The sequence below is a fragment of the Enhygromyxa salina genome (assembly GCF_002994635.1).
GTDB lineage: Bacteria > Myxococcota_A > Polyangia > Nannocystales > Nannocystaceae > Plesiocystis > Plesiocystis salina_B.
In genome coordinates, this window is record NZ_PVNL01000139.1 from 115,781 (window position 1) to 129,344 (window position 13,564).

15 protein-coding genes are annotated in these 13,564 nt (G+C 69.1%); 14 read left to right on the forward strand and 1 reads right to left on the reverse strand.

The genetic code is table 11. The features are described from left to right. The first annotated feature begins 17 nt into the window (after positions 1–17). From ENSA7_RS38575 to ENSA7_RS38640, 14 genes are all read left to right on the forward strand, one after another. The gene (locus ENSA7_RS38575) at positions 18–1,067 is read left to right on the forward strand and encodes a WD40 repeat domain-containing protein (protein ID WP_106094434.1); all 1,050 of its coding nucleotides are present in this window, start codon (positions 18–20) and stop codon (positions 1,065–1,067) included. Positions 1,068–1,093: 26 nt separating this feature from the next. Continuing rightward, entirely contained in the window at positions 1,094–1,525 is a 432-nt protein-coding gene (locus ENSA7_RS38580; protein ID WP_106094435.1) for a hypothetical protein, read from the forward strand. Positions 1,526–1,527: 2 nt separating this feature from the next. Further along, a complete protein-coding gene (locus ENSA7_RS38585) occupies positions 1,528–2,511 on the forward strand; it encodes a hypothetical protein (RefSeq protein WP_146158639.1) in 984 nt (327 codons plus the stop codon). 35 nt (positions 2,512–2,546) lie between these two features. Next, on the forward strand, positions 2,547–3,899 hold the full coding sequence (locus ENSA7_RS38590; RefSeq protein ID WP_106094437.1) for a DNA ligase: 1,353 nt from the start codon (positions 2,547–2,549) through the stop codon (positions 3,897–3,899). A 94-nt stretch (positions 3,900–3,993) separates the two neighbouring features. Beyond that, a complete protein-coding gene (gene atpD, locus ENSA7_RS38595; RefSeq protein ID WP_106094438.1) occupies positions 3,994–5,400 on the forward strand; it encodes a F0F1 ATP synthase subunit beta in 1,407 nt (468 codons plus the stop codon). Then, positions 5,397–5,810: a F0F1 ATP synthase subunit delta/epsilon gene (locus ENSA7_RS38600; protein ID WP_181234529.1), complete on the forward strand. Its 414-nt coding sequence runs from the start codon at positions 5,397–5,399 to the stop codon at positions 5,808–5,810. Before atpD ends, ENSA7_RS38600 begins: the two co-directional genes overlap by 4 nt. Further along, complete coding sequence (locus tag ENSA7_RS38605) at positions 5,807–6,145, forward strand: AtpZ/AtpI family protein (RefSeq protein WP_106094440.1); 339 nt, start codon at positions 5,807–5,809, stop codon at positions 6,143–6,145. Before ENSA7_RS38600 ends, ENSA7_RS38605 begins: the two co-directional genes overlap by 4 nt. Beyond that, positions 6,142–6,426 (forward strand): hypothetical protein, encoded by a 285-nt coding sequence (locus ENSA7_RS38610; RefSeq protein ID WP_106094441.1) that lies wholly within the window; start codon positions 6,142–6,144, stop codon positions 6,424–6,426. The genes ENSA7_RS38605 and ENSA7_RS38610 overlap by 4 nt, the downstream gene beginning before the upstream one ends. Further along, a complete protein-coding gene (atpB, locus tag ENSA7_RS38615) occupies positions 6,423–7,106 on the forward strand; it encodes a F0F1 ATP synthase subunit A (RefSeq protein WP_106094442.1) in 684 nt (227 codons plus the stop codon). The genes ENSA7_RS38610 and atpB overlap by 4 nt, the downstream gene beginning before the upstream one ends. Next, positions 7,103–7,357 (forward strand): F0F1 ATP synthase subunit C, encoded by a 255-nt coding sequence (locus tag ENSA7_RS38620; protein WP_219908136.1) that lies wholly within the window; start codon positions 7,103–7,105, stop codon positions 7,355–7,357. The genes atpB and ENSA7_RS38620 overlap by 4 nt, the downstream gene beginning before the upstream one ends. A gap of 4 nt (positions 7,358–7,361) precedes the next feature. After that, entirely contained in the window at positions 7,362–8,117 is a 756-nt protein-coding gene (locus ENSA7_RS38625; RefSeq protein WP_106094443.1) for a F0F1 ATP synthase subunit B, read from the forward strand. After that, complete coding sequence (locus ENSA7_RS38630) at positions 8,114–9,688, forward strand: F0F1 ATP synthase subunit alpha (protein ID WP_106094444.1); 1,575 nt, start codon at positions 8,114–8,116, stop codon at positions 9,686–9,688. The genes ENSA7_RS38625 and ENSA7_RS38630 overlap by 4 nt, the downstream gene beginning before the upstream one ends. Then, positions 9,685–10,521 (forward strand): F0F1 ATP synthase subunit gamma, encoded by an 837-nt coding sequence (locus ENSA7_RS38635; RefSeq protein WP_181234530.1) that lies wholly within the window; start codon positions 9,685–9,687, stop codon positions 10,519–10,521. Before ENSA7_RS38630 ends, ENSA7_RS38635 begins: the two co-directional genes overlap by 4 nt. An 86-nt stretch (positions 10,522–10,607) precedes the next feature. Continuing rightward, on the forward strand, positions 10,608–11,429 hold the full coding sequence (locus ENSA7_RS38640; RefSeq protein WP_106094446.1) for a GNAT family N-acetyltransferase: 822 nt from the start codon (positions 10,608–10,610) through the stop codon (positions 11,427–11,429). Between the two features lie 137 nt (positions 11,430–11,566). Here the strand turns inward: ENSA7_RS38640 and ENSA7_RS38645 are convergent, their stop codons facing one another. Next, the gene (locus tag ENSA7_RS38645; protein ID WP_106094447.1) at positions 11,567–13,549 is read right to left on the reverse strand and encodes an ATP-dependent nuclease; all 1,983 of its coding nucleotides are present in this window, start codon (positions 13,547–13,549) and stop codon (positions 11,567–11,569) included. Positions 13,550–13,564 lie beyond the last annotated feature (15 nt).

A 13,564-nucleotide genomic window follows, 5' to 3' on the forward strand; every position in this document is an offset into this window, starting at 1 on the left:
CAGGGTAGGATCCCCACGTGGACGAGCTTGGGAAGGCCGCGCTGGCGCTGTTGATCATGTTGCCGACCGCCTGCGAGCGATCGGCCGATCGCGCGCCGGCTCCAGGCGTGGCCCCACCCGCGGAGGCCAAGGCCCAGGTCGAGCTGGAACCACGTCCGCCGGCTGTCGACCCGCCATCTGCTGAACCGTCACCTGCTGACCCGCTGCCGGTCTTTACGCTGGCCCGGCTGGCCCACGACGCCGCCGTCGTCGATCTCGCGTGGTCGGCCGACGGTGCAGTAATCGCCACCGCCTCGAGCGACGGCAAGCTGCGACTGTGGGACGCCCACGACTACACGCTCACCCGTACGATCGAGGGGCTTCCCAGTTCGGGCAGCCGACGCGTTGCGATCAGCGAAGACGGCGGCACCGTGGTCACCAACGTCGAGCACCAGGTCCACGTGTTCGTCGGGGAGGCTGAGAGCACGCTCACCCACGACGGGCCGGTGTTCGCCGTCGCCGTGACGGCCGACGCGACCGTGATCGCCTCGGGCGGGGTCGACGGTCTGCGGATCTGGGCAGCCGACGGGCGCCAGCGACGGCATGTCAACCAGCGCGAGGCGTCGGTCTCGTCCGTGCAGTTCAGCGCCGATGGCCGCACCCTCGCCTCGGGTTGGGGGGACGGGCGCGTGCGGGTGATCGACGCGAAGACCGGCAAGATCAAGCGGACGATCGAGATCAGCGAAGCACCCTCCAGCGTGGCCTACAGCAGCAACGGCGAGCGCGTGGCGGCCCGCATCGGCGCCGCGGAGCTGGGGATCTTCGCGACCGCGACCGGCAAGATTACGGCCAAGCTCCCGCTCGCGCAGCCGCTCGGGTTTGGCGCTGGAGGCAACCTGATGCTGGCCGCCGGACCGCTCGACGACAGTGAATTCGCCGTGACGCTGATCGAAGCGAACGGCGGCGGGATCGTGCGCGGATTCTTGGGCCACGCGGGCACCGTGAACGCCGCGGTGTTCTCCCCCGACGACAACTTCTTCGCGAGCGCGAGCTCAGACGCCACGGTGCTGATCTGGGCGGCGCCGTGACCCCGTCCACGGGTATCATGGCGCCAATGCGAGAACGGCTGGGTCTGGCGATCGTGGTGTTCGCCTGTTACGGGGGCGCGGCGCTGGGAGTGACCAACGCGTACCCGTTCTCGACCTTCCCCATGTACTCCGAGGACTCGCCCACGTTTGGCGCGCGGCTGGTCGTGAAAGATCGCGGCGGTGAGCGGCGCGAGGTCGACCGCTACGAAGACTGGACCTGCGCGGCGGATCTGAGCTTCGACGACCTCGAGCAGACGGTCTGCCCCGACGGTCGTATCGGCCAACCGACTGGCTACCTGGTCAAAGAGGCCCTCGATCACATCCGCGAGCATCCCGATGACGATTCACGCGACGCTGAAGAGTCCGTCGACCTGGTGATCCGCACCTGGAGGCTGGACGGCGAGCAGATCGTGGAGCTCGACTGCCCAGTGGCCCGGTGCAGGGCGCGGCTGCAATGAGCATGGGCGCGTCTGTCCACGGCGATGGTGGCCGGCCTGGGCTGCGCTGGGTGCTGGCGATCGTGCTGATGATCAGCCTGTATGGGGTGCTCGAGAACCTGTACATCATCCCGCCGCCCGAGAGCTCGCCGGCCTGGTCGCCCGCGTGGTTGGTGACCCTCGACGAGCTGGTCTGGCCGATCGCAGCGCTGAGCGTGCTCGCGGGCATTGGCATCGCCGGGCTCGCTCGAGGCAAGCGCGCGCAGCTGTGGTTTGGGCTGCTGGCGTTGCTGGCGATGGCGGTGCTGGTCGAGGCGATGGCCGCCCACGTGGGCGAGCATCGGCGCCGGTTCTACAGCGTCGGCGCGGCGCTGTTTGGCTGGCTCAGCGGGCTGATCTTCGCCCGCTGGCGCGGCGCCGACGATGATCGCAGTGAACGCCTGGCCGAGGCTGGAGCCGCGGCCGCGCTGGCGGCGACCTACGCCAACGCGGGGCTGCAAAAGCTGTCGGCGGGCGGGCTGTTCGATGATCACTCGTTCCAGATTTACGTGCTGCACCACCATCACATCGACGACAGCTCGGTGATCGGGTGGTTGGCCCAGCTCGTCGTCGCGTACCCGCAGATCGGCGTGGGCCTGGCGCTGTCGGTGGTGGTGATTCAAGCGGGCGCCTGGGTGTTCCTGACGGGCCCGCGCGGGCGCATGGTCTGGGGGACCTTGCTGATCAGCTTTCACCTGGGAACGCTCGCGTTCTTGCACATCATCTATGTGATGGCCACGGTGTTGCTGGTGGCCTGGTCCTACCCTTGGGCGCGGATCTGGGCGTTCGTGCGACGGCGCCCCCCGCCACCCCCGAGCGTCGTCGACGATCCACCGCTCAGCGTTCGCGAGCTCGGCGTGCTCGCGTGCGTGGGCGCGCTGGTGGTCGCGCTCGCGTGGGCTGCCCCCACGCCCCACTCGCTCGCGGACGCCGAGACCAATCAGCCGCCGCACGAGGTCGAGTTTTAGCCGCGATCACAGCCTATACTCTGGGGTCTCTACTCATGCGCCGCTTCGAATATCGCGATCAAAAATCCAACAAGTTCTGGCAGATCGATCAGCAAGGGAGCGAGGTCACCACGCAGTGGGGCCGGATCGGCACCGACGGGCAGTCCAAGACCAAGGCCTACGCAACGGCTGCCAAGGCTCAGGCTGACGTTGACAAGCAGATCCTGTCCAAGCAGGGAAAGGGCTACGTCGAGTCGGATGACGCCAGTATGCCCATGGCCGCCGCGCCCGCGCCTGCCACCGCCGCGGCAACCACCGCGCCCGCGTCTGCCACCGTCGCGCCCGCGCCTGCCACCGTCGCGCCAGCCACCACGGACCCGCTGCCCGACGGCGCCGAGGCGAGCGTCAAGGGCTCAGGCTCGAGCGTCTACACGCTGCGCAACGTCGGCGGGGTGTACTCGTGCACGTGCCCGGCGTGGCGCAACCAGTCGCTGGCCATCGACCGCCGGACCTGCAAGCACCTTCGCAACCTCCGGGGTGAGGCCGCCGAGCACGCCCGGCTGCAGGGCGTCGGGGCCACGCTCCCGCAGCGAGCCGTCGTCGCCGCCGACGCGCCCGCGCTGCTGCTCGCGCACCGCTGGGAGCAGCAGGATCCCACCGGCTGGTGGATGAGCGAGAAGCTCGACGGCGTGCGAGCGTACTGGGACGGCAAGGGCTTCGTCTCGCGGCTCGGCAACGGGTATCTGGCCCCGGCGTGGTTCACCGAAGGTCTGCCCAATTTTCCGCTCGACGGCGAGCTGTTCGCCGGCCGCGGTCGGTTTGCCCAGGCCGTCTCGATCGCCCGGCGGGCCGACGCGGGCGAGGCCTGGCGATCGCTCTCGTTCGTGATCTTCGATGGCCCCGGCGCAAGCGGGGGGTTCGAGGCTCGCATCGCCGAGCTCGAGGAACACTTCCGCGCGAGCCCGTGGGCCCACGCCAGCGTGCTCGCGCATCGCGTGTGCACGGGCCTCGCGGATCTGAACGCCGAGCTGAAGCGGGTCGAGGCGCTCGGCGGCGAGGGCCTGATGCTTCGCAAGCCTGGCTCAGCGTACGTGGCCGGCCGGTCCGACACGCTGCTCAAGGTCAAGACCTTCCTCGACACCGAAGCGCGGATCGTTGGCTACCAGCCGGGCACCGGTCGCCACAAAGGTCGGCTCGGGGCCCTGATGCTCGAGCTCCCCAACGGCACGCGCTTCAAGGTTGGCACCGGGCTGTCCGACGCCGAGCGTGACAACCCGCCCGCGGTCGGCGAGATCATCACGGTCCGCTATCAAGAGCTGACCGACGCAGGTGTGCCACGGTTCCCCAGCTACATCGGCGTGCGCGGCGACTTTGACTGGGACGCTGCCGTGGCGGCCGGAAGCGACTGAGCCGCCACAAGACTGCGTCGCCGCGATGTCCTCGCCGAATTAATAGCCGGCCAAGTCGCTCCGTCCGGTTCGCGCTGCGACATAAGCTGGCCGCATGTGCGCGAAGGTGGCGGCCGTGAGCGGACCAGTCGTGGAGGTCCGGCTGTCCGCCGACGATGCCCGTCGCTTGCCCACGATCGGCGAGGTGATCCGGGCCCCTCGCCGCCACGCGGACCCCCTGCTGTTGGAGGTCGTCAACCATGTCGCGCCAGATCGGCTGCGCACGATCGCGCTGGGTGACACGCGCGGCCTGGCGGTCGGTGATCCGCTCGAGCTCACCCACGCGCCGCTGTGTGTGCCAGTCGGGGCCGGGGTGAAAGGCAGGGTGCTCGACATGCTCGGGCGTCCGCTCGACGGCGGCCCGCCCGTGGACGGACCCACGCGCCCGGTGTTGCGACCGAGCCAGACCACGCTCGAGCGGCGGCCGGCGACCGAGATGTTCGAGACGGGGCTCAAGGTGATCGACTTGCTCGCCCCGCTGCCGCGCGGCGGCAACGCTGGGTTGTTCGGCGGCGCGGGGGTCGGCAAGACCGTGTTGATGATGGAGCTGATGCACAACACCGTGCAGCACCACCAAGGGGTCAGCGTGTTCGCTGGGATCGGCGAGCGCTCGCGCGAGGCCAGGGAGCTGTGGCTCGAGATGCAGCAGTCGGGCGTGCTCGACCACGTGGTCTTGATCCTCGGGCAGATGGGCGAGACCCCCGGCGTCCGATTCCGGACCGGGCTGTCGGCGATCACCGTGGCGGAGTACTTCCGCGACGACGTCAGCCAGGACGTGTTGCTGTTCATCGACAACGTGTTTCGGTTCGTTCAGGCCGGCAACGAGGTGTCGGGGACCTTGGGCCGGCCGCCGTCGCGGATCGGGTATCAGCCAACCCTGGCGGCCGAGGTCGCGCAGCTCGAGGAGCGAATCACCTCGACGGACAGGGGCGCGCTGACCAGCGTCCAGGCCGTGTATGTGCCGGCGGACGACATCACCGATCCGGGCGTCGCGGAGATCTTCAACCACCTCGATAGCTTCTTGGTCCTGTCGCGCGAGGCCGCCGCCGAGGGCCTGTACCCCGCCGTGGATCCGCTGCGCAGCAGCTCGAGCTTGTTGGCCAGCGGGCTCGTCGGTGAGCGCCACGCCAGCGTCTCCGCGCGGGTCCGGGCGACGCTGGCCAAGTATGAAGAGCTGCGCGACATCATCGCGTTGATGGGCATCGACGAGCTGAGCCCACACGATCGCCAGGCGGTGATCCGGGCCCGGAGGCTGCGTCGCTTCCTCACTCAGCCGTTGTCTGTGACCGAGCAATTCACGGGCATCGCTGGCGTTCACGTGACGCTCGCCGACACGCTGAGCGGTTGCGAAGCGATCCTGACTGGCGCCCACGACGAGCTGCCCGAGCAAGCTTTTTATATGGGCGGGCGGCTCGAGGGCATGCTCGAGGCTGCCCAGCGCGACGCGGAGTCAGCCGCGTGAACGAGCTGCGCCTGCGGGTGATCACGCCGACCCGCGAGCTCGCGCTCGACGACGTCCTGCACCTGCGCTTCGAAGCCGACGACGGCGCCCGCGGGGTGATGCCCGGCCATGAGCGCGCGACTGATCAGCTGCGTGAAGGGGCGGTGTATGTCCGAACTCGCGCTGGCGAGGTCCAGCGCGAGCAGTTCGTGGCGACCGAAGGTGGGATCGCGGTGATCGGACCGCGGGAGGTCGTGCTGGTCAGCTCGTGGGCCGAGCGCGCCGACGAGGTGTCCGCGTTGGCCGAGCTCGTCCGCGCCCGCGAGACCCGACGTGAAGCGATCGACCGGGCAGCCAAGGCGCTCGGACGGCAGCGCGAGACGGCTCTGCGCCGGGCGCTGACAAAGCTGAAACGCGAGGTCAGCTGGTGAGCAAGAACGCCGCCGAGCCCGAGCCCGCGCCCGACTCCGAGCCGTCGAGGGCCGATCGGCTCGCGCGGCAGCTCGAGCAGCAGGCCCGCCGACACCAGCGCAACAATCGTGGGCGGGCGCCTAGCCTGTGGCAGCAGGTCGCCCGGGTCGGCACGCTGGGATGGATGATCGTGCTGCCGATCGTCGCTGGCGCGTTGGTCGGACACCTGCTCGATCTCAGGTTCGACAGCGGGGTCCGCTGGGCGCTGGCGCTGATGTTCCTGGGTCTGATCACCGGTGGCTACGCGCTGTACCGAGCAATGCAAGAGGGCATGGCCAGCCGAGGTGAGCGATGACGGCTGAAGGGATCGCGCTGGTGCTGGCCGGGCTCACGATCGGGATCGCAGCTGGCAACATTTACCTGTCGATGCTGCGCCGGGCGATCTGCACGCTGATCGAGCAGCGCAAGCGCACCAGCATGCTGTGGAGCGCACCCGCCCGGGTCGCCCTGCCCGCGGTCGCGCTCGCGCTCGCAGCACGGTGGGATCGGCTGGCCCTACTCGGCGGCGTCGTCGGCCTGTTGGCCACCCAGTTCACGGCGCAGCTCTTGGCCCGAACCAAAGGCGTCGGGCCTTGAGCCCGCTGTTCAGCCTCGAGCTGCTCGGCCTGACGATCACCGACACGGTCATCGTCAGCGTCGCGCTCACGCTGGTCCTGAGCCTCGTGGCGCTGGCCAGCTCGCGCGCGTTCCACCCGACCCGGTTCGGCTTCTGGCAGATCACCGTAGAGGCCTACGTGGGCTGGATCCGCCGGCTCGTCGGCGAGATCGTCGAGGAGGATCCCGACCCCTACACGCCGCTGATCGGCACGCTGATCCTGTTCATTGGCGCCTGCAACATGCTCAGCTTGATCCCGGTCGTGCGCCCCCCGACCGCGGACCTCTCGACCACTGTCGCGCTCTCGCTCGTCGTGTTCTTGGCGGTGCCTGGCTACGGGATCTGGCGGCGTGGGCTGTGGGGCTACCTGAGCAACTACGTGCGGCCGCACCCCTTGATGCTGCCGTTCAACTTGATCAGCGAGCTGACCCGCACGCTGGCTCTGGCCGTGCGGCTGTTCGGCAACGTGATGAGCGCGCAGATGGTCGGCGCGGTCATGCTCGTGGTCGCGGGCGTGCTCGTACCGATTCCCCTGTTGTTGCTCGGGATCATCACCGGGCTGATTCAGGCCTACATCTTCGGGGTCCTGGCTGCGGTGTTCATCGCCGCGGCGGTCCAGATCGAAGAGACCAAGTCACCCCCTGCACAGGCAGCATCATGATGGATCAAACCCTCATCTATCTCATCTCGATCATCGTCGCGGGCGCCACGGTCACGTTCGGCACGATCGCCCCGGCGATCGCCGAAGGCCGGGCGGTCGTGGCCGCCCTCGATGCGATCGCGCGACAGCCCGAGGTCGCGCCAACCACGACGCGGACCCTGTTCGTCGGCATCGCCATGATCGAGTCGACCGCGATCTACTGCCTCGTCGTCGCCTTGGTGCTGCTGTTCGCCAACCCGTTCGCGAGCTGAAGCCATGCAACTCGACTGGACCACGGTCGTCTTCGAGCTCATCAACTTCGGCGTGCTCATGCTGTTGTTGACGCGGTTCTTGTTCAAGCCGGTCCGCGAGCTGTTGCTCGAGCGCAAGCGCGAGGTCGCCAGCGCGCAGGTGCTCGCCGAGACCGCGCGGACCGAGAGTGAGGCTGCCAAAGCCCAGTTCGAGGGGCGCCAACGCGAGCTCGAGGCCGAGGCCAAGGCGCTGCAGGACCGGGCCAAGGCCGAGGCCGAGCAGACCGCCAACGAGCTGATCGAGGCCGGGCGCGAGGATATTCGACGAGCTCGCGCGCGCTTCGAAGCCGAGCTCGAGCGCGCCCGGGTCGAGGCGCTGGAGCGTCTGCGGCCCGAGCTGATTCAGCTGACCTTCGAGGCCGGGCGGCGCTTGCTGGCGGACATGCAGCTGGGCGAGCTCGCGCAGGCGTTCGCCAGCCGCGGCGCTCTCAGCCTCCGCGACGCCCTGGCGGCGGACCAGTCCGACCTGGCCGACAAGCGCGTGCGCGCGTGGGTGAGCCCGGACGCCGACCTGCACGCGGTGTCACGGGTGCTCGAACAGACCCTCGGAGACTCGCAGCTCGAGCTCGACGTCGACAGCTCGCTGGTCGGTGGCGTGAAGTTGATCGCGGACGGGGTCGAGGTCGAGGCGAGCGCGGGTGCGTCGCTTGGACGGTGGCTGCGTGAGCAGCTCGGGGCCTCGCGGTCTCGAGCCGAGCTCGGGCTTGGGGCTGGGTCGTGAAATCGCAGCTGTCCGCGCCCGTCGTTCAGCCTGACAGCGCTGACCCCAGCCGCCTCGCTCTGACCGATCGCCTCGAGCACGAGGCGCGTCGGGTCGTCGCCGGCTTGCGCGAGGACTTCACCCACCTCCACACGCAGCCAACGGTCGCGCGACTCGGGCGGGTCGTCGAAGCGGGCGACGGCGTCGCTACGGCGGTCGGGCTCGAGCACCCGGTCGCTGGCGAGCTGCTCGACATCGATGGCGTCCCCGCGCGCGCCGAGATCGTCTCCGAGGATCAAGTCCGCATGATCTTGTTTGGCGGGAGCGAGGCCGTCGCAGCCGGCGCGCCGGTTCGTCGCACGGGCCGCGTGCTCGACGTCCCCGCTGGCGTCGAGCTGATCGGGCGGGTCGTCGACGCGCTCGGACGCCCGATCGATCACCGCGGCCGGCTGAACACCCGCAGGCGCGTGCCGATCGAGGGCGAGGCCGCCAGCCTGGCCGATCGCGAGGCCGTCAGCCGTCCCCTGCGTACCGGGCTGTTCGTCGTCGACACCATGATCCCGATCGGTCGCGGGCAGCGGCAGCTGATCGTCGGCGATCACTCGACCGGCAAGTCGGAGCTGTGTCTCAACATCCTCGCCGCGCTCGATCATGGGCTGGTCGGGATCTATGTCAGCATCGGTCGCCGCGGGGCCGACACCGCCGCGAACCTGGGCTGGCTCACCGACCACGGGTTCTTCCAGCGTGGCTTCGCGCTGGTCGCCAACGCGGATCAGAGCGTCGGCCTGGTCCAGCTGGCGCCCTACACCGCGATGGCGATGGCCGAGGCGCTCATGCACGAAGGTCGCGACGTGGTCGTCGTGTTCGACAACCTCACCGCTCACGCCCACGCGCATCGCAGCTTGGCGCTGCTGCTCGGGCGTCCGGTTGGGCGCGAGGCTTACCCGGTCGACGTGTTCTATGCCCACGCTCGGGTGCTCGAGCGCGCCGGGCAGCTCGGTCGCGAGCGCGGCGGTGGGTCGGTCACCGCGCTGCCGATCATCGAGACCCAGGCCGGGGATCTGACCGCGTACATCCCCACCAACCTGGTCTCGATCACCGACGGTCAGATCCGCCTCGACGCTGGGCTGGTGTCCGAGGGGCAGGTGCCGGCCGTCGACGTCGCGCTGTCCGTCTCGCGGGTTGGCAGCAAGGCGCAGCCTCGACTGATCCGCGAGCTGGCCGGCCAGCTCGCGCACCGCTACGCGCAGTTCCTCGAGCTCGAGTCGTTCACGCGGTTCGGCGCCCGGCTCGAGACCAGCGCCCAGCGCACGATCAACTGGGGCCGACGCGTACGCCGAGCGCTGCGGCAGGGTCGATCCGAGCCGCGCACGTGGGCCCAGACCGCCGCGACCCTGCTGGTGCTCGACGACCCGCGGATCACTGACGTCGCGCTCGAGGATCTGCGCGCGCTCATCGACTCGGTCTGCACGACGATCGAGAGCCACCACCTGCACGTGTGGACGCGTCTCGAACTTGGCGACGCGCTCGCGCCCGGCGACAGCGAGCTGGTCCGCGAGGTCGTTGGCGTCGTGCTGGGGGCGCAGCCGTGACTCGCCACCGGGCGCTCGCGCAGCGGCTCGCGGCGTGGCGCAGCTTTCGGGGCATCGCCCGAGCGGCCCGGACCCTGGCGGCCGCGCAGGGCCAGCGCTGGTCGGCGCACGCCGAGCAGGCGGCCCGGCATCTCGCGTGGACGCGCGGGCTGATCGAGCACTTTGAAGTCTCGACGCCCGAGCACGCCGCGCGAGGTGTACTCGTGATCGGCACCGACCTTGGTCTTTGCGGTCGCTTGAACGCGGCCTTGGCTGCGCAGCTGCGGGCGTCGGCGCTGGTCGACGAGGGCGCGCTGATCGTCGTTGGCGCGCGGCTGCTCGACGAGCTGCGGGACGTCGAGCCGGTGTTCTCGCTGCCTGCTCCCGCCTCGCTCGAGGCGATCGAGCAGCTGTCGAGCCGGATCGCTACCGCGCTCGAGACCGCGGCGCGCACCGCCGAGCTGCAGCTGTCGATCTTGCTGAGCGCGACCACCACGAACGACGGTTACCCGATCCTCGAGATCTGGCGCGAGGGCCCCGAGCTGAGCGAGCTCGCACGGGTCCGCCGCTCGCTCGCGCCACCGATCGTCGACCTGAGCCCGCCCGAGCTCGCCCGAGAGTCGGTCGCCAGCTTGCACCTTCGCGCTCGCATCGCCCACGCGCTGTGTGTCGCGGCCGCCAGCGAAGCGGCCGCGCGGCTGTTCACGATGAGTCGCGCCTACGAGGCCAGCGATCGCAGCATTCGCCAGCAGCAGCTCGACCTGCGCAAGCTCGAGCAAGAGGAGATCACCCAGGACATGCTCGAGGTCCGCGGCGGACAGCGACCCCGCGGCCGCGAGCGCCGACTAGTCTGAAGTCACGACGCCAGGCACATCTGGTCCCGTAGTCACTCCAACTGGCCCCGTCGACAGCTCGTGGACCGGTGCTCCATACTGCGCCGATGCGGCTCCCTCCCGCCGAGATCGCCCAGCTCGAAGAGCGTCGTCAGGCGCGGCTGCTCGCTGACGTGACCCCGCTGGTCCAGCCGTTCGCGGGCGGGTTCATGGGCTTTCACGAGCCGGGCTCGTGGCAGAACCAGGCCTGCGGCGTCGGTCTCGCGGGTCCGGTCGGCGCCGACGAGATCACCAACATGATCGAGTTCTACCAGTCGCGGGGCGTCGAGCCGCGGGTCGAGCTGTCACCCTTCGCCGACGAGAGCCTGGTCGCCGGGCTCGGTGAGCGTGGCTTCGTGATCCGCGAGTTCGAGCACGTGCTCGCTCGTGAGCTGGACCCAGGCGAGGATCTCGAGGCGGCGCTGCCGTTTGGGCGGCCCGCCGGGCTCGAGCTGCGCGAGCTCGACCAGGCCGACCGGCCGATGCTCGAGCGCGCGGTCGAGGTCGCGCTGCGGGGGTTCTATCCGACCGGCGAGATCCCACGCGCGATGTTCGACGCGTGCGTGGCCACCAACTCGATGCCCAACAACCTCACCGTGCTCGCGTGGCTCGACGGCGAGCTGGTGGCCGCGGGCACCGTCAGCGTGGGCGGCGAGGTCGCGAGCTTGATGGGGGTCTCGACCGAGCCGCGCGCACGTCGGCGGGGGATCCAGCAGGCGCTGATCGTCGAGCGGCTCGCGCTGGCCCGCGGGCGGGGGTGCGTGCTCGCGACGATCGGCTCACGCCCGGGGATCCCGACCGAGCGCAACGCGCTGCGGCTCGGGTTCTCGGTCGCCTACACCAAGGTCATCGTGGTCCGCCCGGGGTCTGGGCTCGCGCGCTCGGTCTGAACCACTTGGGACCAGCGGACGACCCGATCGCCCATGACCGAGCAGCTCTCCGCGCCGGATGACCCGACCGCGATGAGCGTGGACGGATCAGCCTCGAAGGATCATCGCCGCGATTGTGCTCGTGGGCGACCGACGTGTCAGCCGGCGGTCCGCAGCCGCTCGCGCATGGCCTGCAGCGCAGGCATCTCCCGCAAGCTGCCCAACTCGGCGACGATCAAGTCGAACCAGTTGAGCCCCTCGAGCCATGCGCTCGCGCTCTCGCTGGACACGCCCATGTGTTGCAGGGCCTGACAGATGAAGCCCTCCACGTCGCGCTTGTCGGCGGAGTCGTGGTAGCGACCGGCTTCGATCGCGCTGCGGTGGAAGTTGCAGACCTGCTGCTGCAGCACGCCGAGGTCGTTGGTGCCGAGCACCGCGTTGCCACAGGCTTCATTCAGCAGGTCCTTGCGCTGCTGTAGCTGGCCATGCAGGTGCTGCAGGTTGGGCTGTGCCCACTTGTCTCGCAGCTGCTGTCCGAGCCACTCCCAGGCTCGTGTACAGGCTTCGGCGGCGACCTCGGGAGAGTCATCGATGCCGGCGATCTGGTTCGACTTGCCGACTTTGCTCAGCAGTGGCCCGAGCCGAGGTCCGCCGGATAGCAGTACGGCCTCCGCCGTGCGCGCGGCCCAGAAGCTGGTCGTGAGTGCGAACTTCCTCTCGAGTGCTTCGGCGATGGCCTCGGCATGCTCGCTCGTGAGCAGATCGCGATCGAGGATCAGATGAGCCTTGTCCCAGATGCTGCGATCGTTGCGGATTTCCTGGAGCACGACCCGCAGCGCGGCGAGCGAACGCAGTCCGCCGTCGATGCCATTGAAGCTCCAGTACATGGCTTTCTCGCGCGGCCGACCGAGGCGATCGATCTCCAACATGCGGTCGATCAACGCCGCGTCCAAGGGCCCCTCGACGAGCAGGAAGTGCTGGGCCTCGAGCGCGTTGAGAAAGTCGAGGGCGGTCTCGGCCCCAATCGACGACAGCACGCTGCGCAGCGGCGAGGCGATGAGTCCGTGCTGGCGGCCTTTGGCGACAACTCGTTCGCTGGCGACTGCCCGAAATTCTCGTGGGGCGTCATCGGGCGCCGGCGCGAGGTGGAACACGCGATCCCAGCTCACGTTGCGCAGCAGCGACTCGTTGTGCGTGGTTGCGAACACCTGCGCATGCTGAGCGCGGTCTTCGATGACCTCGAGCAGACGTCGCTGGATGTCGCGGTGAATGTGCGAGTCGGGCTCATCGAGCAGCACGAGGTCGAGATCCGAGGGGTCCAAATACAGGTTGAGCAACACCTCGATGATCTGCAGCGAGCCGCTACCGAGCAGCGAGATGTCGCGCAGACGGTCGCGCTGGCTGCTGCGGGCGAGCACCTGCACACGCACATTGGTGTTGGGATCGCCGTGAACCTCGATGTCGAGTTGACCGGTCGCGCCAGTCAGAATTTGGCTGACGTCGTCCTTGAAGCGCTGGAAGTCGTTGGCGCGGGCGTGGAGCCGAAAGATACGGTTGCGCAGCACTTCGGCCGAACGGCGCTGACGGATCAGGTATGTGGTCTTGCCCGGCGTCAGGAACTCTTCAGTCGTCAGCACGGCCGCGACCGGCGACGCAAACAAGACTCGAAAGGGGTGTGGCCAAGCCTGACAGCTGGCGTTGAGGCGAGGGTTGAGCTGTTTGGGATTGGCGGCGCCCGACCTGAACTCGTAGTTGCCACCACGTGCCTTGCGGACCTCCAGAGGGACGTCGAAGTCCCCGTCATCGTCCGCCAGTGTCGCGGTCAACGTCAGCTGACCGCTCTCGCGGTAGAACAGATCGTCAAAACCGGGGCTGCGGACCGACACGACCTCGCTGTGATGGACCAGGGCCGAGTCGAGGTACCAGTCCCCACGGCGGACGCCTTGCTTGGAGCTGGCCTTCCCCATCTGCGCGCTGATCCGCTCGAAGCTCTCGACCCACAGCGCCAGCGCCTCCAGCACCGTCGTCTTGCCCGAGTTGTTGGGCCCGGTGATCACGTTGACCCGCGGATGCCAGTGCAAGGTCGCATCGCCGATGGCCTTGAACCCCTGAATCCGAAACGACTTCATCCGCAGCGGCACAGCGCGGCGATGGTA